Source organism: Ruegeria sp. YKSE079, from assembly GCF_059612845.1.
Genome location: NZ_JBXWRJ010000018.1, coordinates 93,977 through 100,752 on the forward strand (window position 1 = coordinate 93,977; position 6,776 = coordinate 100,752).

Consider the following 6,776-nt stretch of genomic DNA (forward strand, 5'->3'; position numbering starts at 1 on the left):
CCTAGTTCAGTTCCGGCGATTTCCAGTATTTCGTGCCGGACGCGCTCGCCGCGACGCGCCACCCCTTCTTGCTGAGCACGAAAAACGTCCGGCCATCGACGAATCTGGCCGCTTCCTGAGTGGTGTCGTCGCCGAACATCGCCCCGGTTTCCGCTGTCGCGTCGTATCCCTCGGTCACGAACTTGTCGAAATCCGCCTGCGTTTCGAACAGGATGACGAACTGGGTCTTGAAACCACCGATCCCCAACGAAGCACCAACACCGCCGGTTCCCATGTTCATATACGTCCGCCGGGCATCAAGCCTGGACACCGCAACGCCGCGCCCGTAACCGGCAGATACCGGGAACACGGTCACTTTGCGCGTGTCGAACGCCGCATATCCCTCGCTGATCTCGAACAACTGGGCCGCATCTGCATTCTCGGTCAGGAGCCTTGCCAGAATGTCGTCCGCCATCGCGTCGAGCTTCGCGCGCGTCTCCTCCGGCGTGGCTTCGTTCGTGACCAGTTCGGCGGTCGAGTCGACCGTGTCACCGACGGCCTCCGCTCCCTTTTCCAGCGCTTTTCCGGCCTTTTTGGCCCCGCGCCCCACGGCATCCGCTGTATTCTCTGCCCCCTTCTTGACCTTGTCCAGAAACCCGTCGGCCATCACAGGACTGCTCAAAGCAGTCAAAACACCCAAAGTGATAACAAGTCTGAGCATGAATTCCCCCGTGATTCGACCAACAGTTCCCCGACAATACCCAACCCGGTTTCAAATTGGCGTTCTTTCGATGCCCGGAAAGAAATCGCAAAGCTGGATCAGGCAGCCGCCGGCCCGGCGCGTGGCCTGCGCCCACGAATTGCTGCGGCGAACCCTGTCTTGGCCGGGGCCGGTGCAAAATCACCGCATTGGCAGGCGCTGCTTGGCATTCGGCATGCCCAGCACTTTCTTGTGCGCCTTGATCCAGTCGCTCAACTGCTTTTCAAATCCTGCAACGCTCTTTTCCATGTAACGCTCGATCAACGAGTTCGATTTTGCCACCTTGCAGTTCTTCAGGTCCTTGGACCGCAGCTGCGCCGCCACGCGCGCGCTCTTTTCTGCCGTCTTCATGACCAGCTGCAGCTGATTCCGCATTTTCGCTTCGGCCTGCAAATAGGCCTGTTCAGCCTTGCGCATGTCCTCGACCAGTTTGATCAGCCTGTCGTTTTCCTTTTTGAACTTGTCATGCTGCCTCAACAAACCATCCCCAACCTGAACCCAGGCAGTCCGGCATTTCTCGTCAATCCTGATCTGCGGCGTATGCCATAATGCATCCATCGAGTTTCCCCCCTCGAACTGGTTTCCGATCCCAAACGGCGGGCATTATGCACCGGTTGCGAAAATTGGCCAAATACACCCCTTCGCCGCGATCTGCTGAATGAACACTCAACCGCCTTGCCCCCTGCGACCCGGATACTCCAACACGCCTGGCCGCATGAGAGGTGGACAGATACACAGGATTGCATTATTTGAACACCTGTTCATATCCGGGGAGAGGAACCAGAAATGCAGCTCAGCACCACCGCCGTCATCGTCACCGGAGGGGCCTCGGGCCTTGGCGAGGCCACCGCCCGCTATTTCGCCACAAACGGCGCGCAGGTCACCATCTTTGACCGCGATGTCGAGCGCGGTCAAAATGTCGCCGCCGAGATCGGCGGGCATTTCGCCGAAACCGATGTAACCAGTGAAACGTCGGTCGCCGCCGCCATCGCCAATGCCGTCGACAAGATGGGGCGGATCACCGCCGCCGTGAACTGCGCCGGGATCGGCACCGTCGGCAAGACGCTGGGCAAGGACGGCCCGCTGCCGCTCAAGACCTTCGACATGACGATCGATATCAACCTGATCGGCAGCTTCAACGTCGCCCGCCTCGCCGCCGCCGAAATGGCAAAGAATGAACCGGATGAAAACGGCGAGCGCGGCGTGATCATCAATACCGCCTCCATCGCCGCCTTTGACGGACAGAAAGGCCAGGTCTCCTACTCCGCCTCCAAGGGCGGCATCGTCGGCATGACCCTGCCGATGGCCCGCGACCTTGCCCGTGACAGCATCCGCGTCATGGCCATCGCGCCCGGCATCTTTCTGACCCCGATGCTGCTGGGCCTGCCGCAAGAGGCGCAGGATCAGCTTGCCGCCGAGGTCACCTGCCCGCCGCGTCTGGGCCGCCCCGAAGAGTTTGGCCGCATGGCCGGCTTCATCGTCGAGATGGGCTATCTCAATGGCGAGGTCATTCGCCTCGACGGCGCGTTGCGGATGCGCTGAACGGTTCTGACGAAACGGCCCGGAGCTATGCTCCGGGCCGGTTTTCATATGTACATTTTGGACAACCGGGGTCTGAAACCCGGTACAATTCGCACAATCCGGCTCAACCGGCCTCGGCCTTCTCTTCCAGCATCAGCCATTCCTCCTCGGCTGCGGCCAGCTTTGCCTGCCGCTCGACCAGCGCCTCGGTGGCCTTCTGAAACTTGACCGGCTCACGGGTGTACAATTCCGGATCCGACATGAACTCCTGCAACTTTCCGATCTCGGCTTCCAGCCGTTCGATCTCCTTTGGCAGCTTTTCAAGCCGGTGTTTTTCCGAGAATGTCAGGCCCTCTTTCGGCTTGACTTCCAACTTTATCTTTGGCGTTGATGCCTTTGTTTTTTCTTCTTTTTTTACAGTTTCATCACTGCGCTGCGCGATATAATCCGACCAACCTCCGGCATAGACGACGGCACGCCCGTTGCCCTCCATCGCGATCGTGGTGGTGGCTACCCGATCCAGAAAATCCCGGTCGTGGCTGACCAGAAGGACGGTACCGTCATAGTCGTCCAACAACTCCTGCAACAGATCCAGCGTTTCCACATCCAGATCGTTCGTCGGCTCGTCCAGCACCAGCAAATTCGACGGCTTCGCCATCAGTTTCGCCAGCAGCAACCGCGCTTTTTCCCCACCCGACAACGACTTGACAGCCGCCCTTGCCTGTCGTTCGTCAAACAGAAATTCTTTAAGATAACCAACGACATGCTTGGGAATGCCGCGCACCATGACCTGGTCTGCCTTGCCCGAAACACGCATCTCCGGATTGCCTGTCAAACTGTCCCAAAGGCTCATCTCGGGATCAAGTTGCGCCCGGGTCTGATCGAATACCGCCACTTCCAGATTGGTGCCTGTTACTACCGTTCCGTCGTCCGGCTCAACTGTCCCCAGCAACATATTGAGAACAGTTGTTTTTCCAACACCATTCGGTCCGACAAACGCGACCCGGTCACCGCGCTGGACCAGCAAATCAAAGTTGCGGACGATCTGCTTGCCGTCGAAGCTTTTGCTCACGCCCTTGGCGTCAATCACCTTGCGACCGGATTTCGGACCTGATTCCAAAGACATAGCCGCAGACCCCTGCCGCTTGATCTGCGCCGCACGTTCGGCTCTCAGCGCCTGCAGCGCCCGCACCCGTCCCTGATTTCGCTTGCGCCGCGCACTGATGCCTTCGACCGCCCAGCGGGCCTCGGACTTGATCAGCCGATCCAGCTTGTGGCGCGCGGTGTCCTCTTCTTCCCAAACTTGATCGCGCCAGGCCTCAAAAGCCTCGAAACCCCTCTCTTGCCTGCGAACCATTCCTCTGTCTATCCAAAGGGTTGCGCGCGTCAGCTCACGCAAGAATGCGCGGTCGTGCGAGATCAGGACATAGGCCGCACGAGTGGCCTTCAACTCATTTTCCAGCCATCGGATCGCCTCGATATCCAGATGGTTCGTCGGCTCATCCAACAGCATCAGATCGGGGGCTTCGGCCATCAGCTTGGCCAGCGCGGCCCGTCGCCGCTCACCGCCCGAAGCGGTGTTTACCGCACGGGCGGGATCGAATTTCAACCCTTCCCCAGCGCGCTCCACCTTGTACAACTCGCCGGGCTCCAACCCGCTCGATGCATAATCCCCCAGCGTCGCAAAACCCGACATATCCGGATCCTGCTCCATGTAACCAACTGATTTACCTGGAGGAATAACTATATCGCCTGCATCCGGCTCCACCAGTCCAGCCATCACTTTCATCAGGGTCGACTTGCCCGATCCGTTTCTCCCCACCAAAGCGACCCTGTCGCCCGGCTGGATTACCAGATCGAGATCGGAAAAAACCGGATCACCCCCGAAAGTCAGGGAAATGCCGGACATCTGCAACAAAGGAATTCTCGCCATTCCCGCCAGCTAAACCGGAGCGCTCACCGCGTCAACGGCCTGTGCTTCTTCCTGTTCCAAATACCCGGCGACTGAACGCAACAAGCGCTTGCGCGACGCAGGGATCGCGCCGATTTCAAGCCCGGTAAAGACATGCAGCGTGTTCATGTACCGATCCACAACCGCGTGATCGCCAACCCAACCGCCCATCGCCAGATATGTCCTGAGCATTGGCGGCATCCTCAACATCGCCTGCTTCACATCCGGCCGCCTCCTCAGCCGCGCGGCAAACCGGAATACATCCGGCGACTTGACGCGCGGTAGCCAGCGTTTCGGGCCGAGGTGTCTGTCCTTCAACATGGCAAACGCATCCAGGTATTGCCTGGTTTCAGTGCCAGCAAACGAAGAGCACCCAAACAGCATTTCCACATTGTACCGGTCCACGAAAACCGCCATCGCCCCCCATGCGACCCGCAGAATATCAGGGTCATTCCAATCGGGGTGTACACAGAACCGTCCCATTTCAACCATACGTCCGGTGAAATCGTACAACCCCGAAAGGTCATAATATTGTGCGGAATAACTGCGATGAATGTCACGTCCGCAGTCAAGCGTCAGCATCCTGAAGCAACACACGATACGCCCGTTCGCGCGCATGTCCTCAATCAGGACATGTGTACAGCGTTGATCGAATTCGTCCTGATCCAGCACTTTTGCTTTGAACGCAAGACTACGCAATGCCTGTGCGTCAGCGACATCCCCAGCCGAAGAGGCACATCGCGCCCTATAACGTCCTTTGTCCACCAAAACCGTTTCTGCCAAGGTTGACTTCCCCGCAGCGCCGCCCGGATCACGTAAGCACATTCGCTGCGTCACGCAAGCGGCGACAAGGGCAAATCGGCATAACAATAGGCCATTATCAGTTCAACGCGTTTGCCGGGTTGAAGCTTCCGATGCTGCCCAACAACTGACGCAGGAAGGTCTTGTCCTCCACGCTGGAACTGGTCACTCGACGCTCGAGCGGCACGACGATCCCATCTTCCAGCGTATAGCGCTCGATATTGCGTAGCACGCCACGCTGGTCAAAGGTGATGGCTACCAGTTCCCGCGACACAACCTCGGGCTGTTTCGGGCCATAATGACGGAACCGGGACACGACATAATAATACCCAGAATCCTTCAACACCCCGGATGCCCCCGGTGCGCCGACCGCTTCGATCACGCTATCGCGGGTATCAACCCCAACTTTCAGTTCAGCCAGTTCGGCCTGGCTCGGAGCATAACCGTGCTTCTTGTATATCGGCGTACAGGCCGTGGCGACAGCCAGACAGGTCCCGAATGCGATCACCCGGATTGCCGGTGTCAGCAGATCATTAAACTTTACCATCCAGAACCTCTTGCCTTGGCGCCACGCGGCTTCTATCCGATTACAGAAACCAACGCGCCGGTTCAACACACGAAAGATCCCGGATGAGAGACCAGACACCCCTTCGGGTCGCCGACCTTGCCCAAAACACGCCAACGGAGTTCCACCTGCGTCCCGACGCATCTGAACTGGAGCGCATCAGAGATGAAATGGACCTGTTGGGCTTGCGTAAACTGAGCTTTACAGGAGAGCTTCGGTCACGAGGAAAACGCGATTGGGTTCTTTCGGCAAAGCTGGGCGCAACCGTGGTCCAGCCTTGCGTGATCTCTCTGGAACCTGTCACCACCCGCATCGATTCCGATGTGCGCCGCGTGTTTCTGGCCGATTGGCAGGAACCAGACGAAGCCGAGGCCGAAATGCCCGAAGATGACGAGACCGAGGCACTGGAAGCATTCATCGATCTCGACACTGTGATGATCGAAGCGCTGTCTTTGGCCTTGCCACAATATCCTCGCAAGGACGGTGCCGATCTGGGTGAAGCAGTATATACGGAACCGGGAAAACAAGCCATGACAGACGAGGACGTAAAGCCGTTTGCGGGTTTGGCCGAATTGCGCAAGACGCTAAAAAAAGACAAGTGACATGAGGCCCGAGACCTGTCATAGCAGGCGCTCAGAAAAACCACTTGAACATGACGAGAATCGCAGTATTTTCGCGCGCTCATCGGATTTTGGGTTGGACATCGTGAGGGCAGTGCCCTAAACGCGCGTCACGCCACGAGAAAACGAAGAATGTAACCCGGCCGGCGGCAGATCCGCAGGCCCCAGTCAGACAAAGGTTGAGACAATGGCTGTCCAACAGAACAAAGTTTCCAAGTCGCGCCGCAACAACCGCCGCGCGCACGACGCTCTGGTTGCTGCCAACCCGAACGAGTGTCCGAACTGTGGCGAGCTGAAGCGCCCGCACCATGTGTGCGCGTCCTGCGGTCACTATGACGACCGCGAAGTCGTCGCTCAGGCCGACGAAATCGACCTGGACGAAGACGCGGCCTAAGCCCGTTCGAGTGCAGGCCACCACATGACGGCTCAGCCAGATCAGACCGGTTTCAGGAACGGACAGATCATAATCTCGGTTGACGCCATGGGCGGGGACGCGGGTCCTTCGGTCGTTGTGGCGGGCATCTCGATTTCGGCCAAGAAGAATCCGGAAATCGGATTCATCCTGCACGGCCCGGAAGA

At 58.4% G+C, this 6,776-nt stretch carries 8 protein-coding genes and 1 pseudogene; 4 read left to right on the forward strand and 5 right to left on the reverse strand.

Annotated features, from left to right (window positions below):
- Position 1: 1 nt before the first annotated feature.
- Positions 2 to 700, reverse strand: coding sequence for a lipid-binding SYLF domain-containing protein (locus tag AC2FMY_RS16490; RefSeq protein ID WP_480749968.1), 699 nt, complete (start codon positions 698 to 700; stop codon positions 2 to 4).
- 180 nt (positions 701 to 880) lie between these two features.
- The gene (locus AC2FMY_RS16495) at positions 881 to 1,297 is read right to left on the reverse strand and encodes a hypothetical protein (RefSeq protein WP_480749967.1); all 417 of its coding nucleotides are present in this window, start codon (positions 1,295 to 1,297) and stop codon (positions 881 to 883) included.
- 228 nt (positions 1,298 to 1,525) lie between these two features.
- Between AC2FMY_RS16495 and AC2FMY_RS16500 the strand changes: the two genes are divergently transcribed.
- Positions 1,526 to 2,281, forward strand: coding sequence for an SDR family NAD(P)-dependent oxidoreductase (locus AC2FMY_RS16500; RefSeq protein WP_496746038.1), 756 nt, complete (start codon positions 1,526 to 1,528; stop codon positions 2,279 to 2,281).
- 103 nt (positions 2,282 to 2,384) lie between these two features.
- Here the strand turns inward: AC2FMY_RS16500 and AC2FMY_RS16505 are convergent, their stop codons facing one another.
- Genes AC2FMY_RS16505 through AC2FMY_RS16515 form a run of 3 tightly spaced genes read right to left on the reverse strand, consistent with a single transcriptional unit; the run spans position 2,385 to position 5,559 of the window.
- Positions 2,385 to 4,193, reverse strand: coding sequence for an ABC-F family ATP-binding cassette domain-containing protein (locus tag AC2FMY_RS16505; RefSeq protein WP_496807736.1), 1,809 nt, complete (start codon positions 4,191 to 4,193; stop codon positions 2,385 to 2,387).
- A gap of 9 nt (positions 4,194 to 4,202) precedes the next feature.
- Positions 4,203 to 5,036, reverse strand: a complete 834-nt coding sequence (locus AC2FMY_RS16510) for a GNAT family N-acetyltransferase (protein WP_480749964.1) — start codon at positions 5,034 to 5,036, stop codon at positions 4,203 to 4,205.
- A gap of 55 nt (positions 5,037 to 5,091) precedes the next feature.
- A complete protein-coding gene (locus AC2FMY_RS16515; RefSeq protein WP_480749963.1) occupies positions 5,092 to 5,559 on the reverse strand; it encodes an outer membrane protein assembly factor BamE in 468 nt (155 codons plus the stop codon).
- 83 nt (positions 5,560 to 5,642) lie between these two features.
- Between AC2FMY_RS16515 and AC2FMY_RS16520 the strand changes: the two genes are divergently transcribed.
- From AC2FMY_RS16520 to AC2FMY_RS16530, 3 genes and pseudogenes are all read left to right on the forward strand, one after another.
- The gene (locus tag AC2FMY_RS16520) at positions 5,643 to 6,179 is read left to right on the forward strand and encodes a YceD family protein (protein ID WP_480749962.1); all 537 of its coding nucleotides are present in this window, start codon (positions 5,643 to 5,645) and stop codon (positions 6,177 to 6,179) included.
- 205 nt (positions 6,180 to 6,384) lie between these two features.
- Positions 6,385 to 6,591, forward strand: coding sequence for a 50S ribosomal protein L32 (rpmF, locus tag AC2FMY_RS16525; protein ID WP_008756996.1), 207 nt, complete (start codon positions 6,385 to 6,387; stop codon positions 6,589 to 6,591).
- Positions 6,592 to 6,615: 24 nt separating this feature from the next.
- Positions 6,616 to 6,776: pseudogene (locus AC2FMY_RS16530) on the forward strand (phosphate acyltransferase PlsX); the annotation flags it as partial.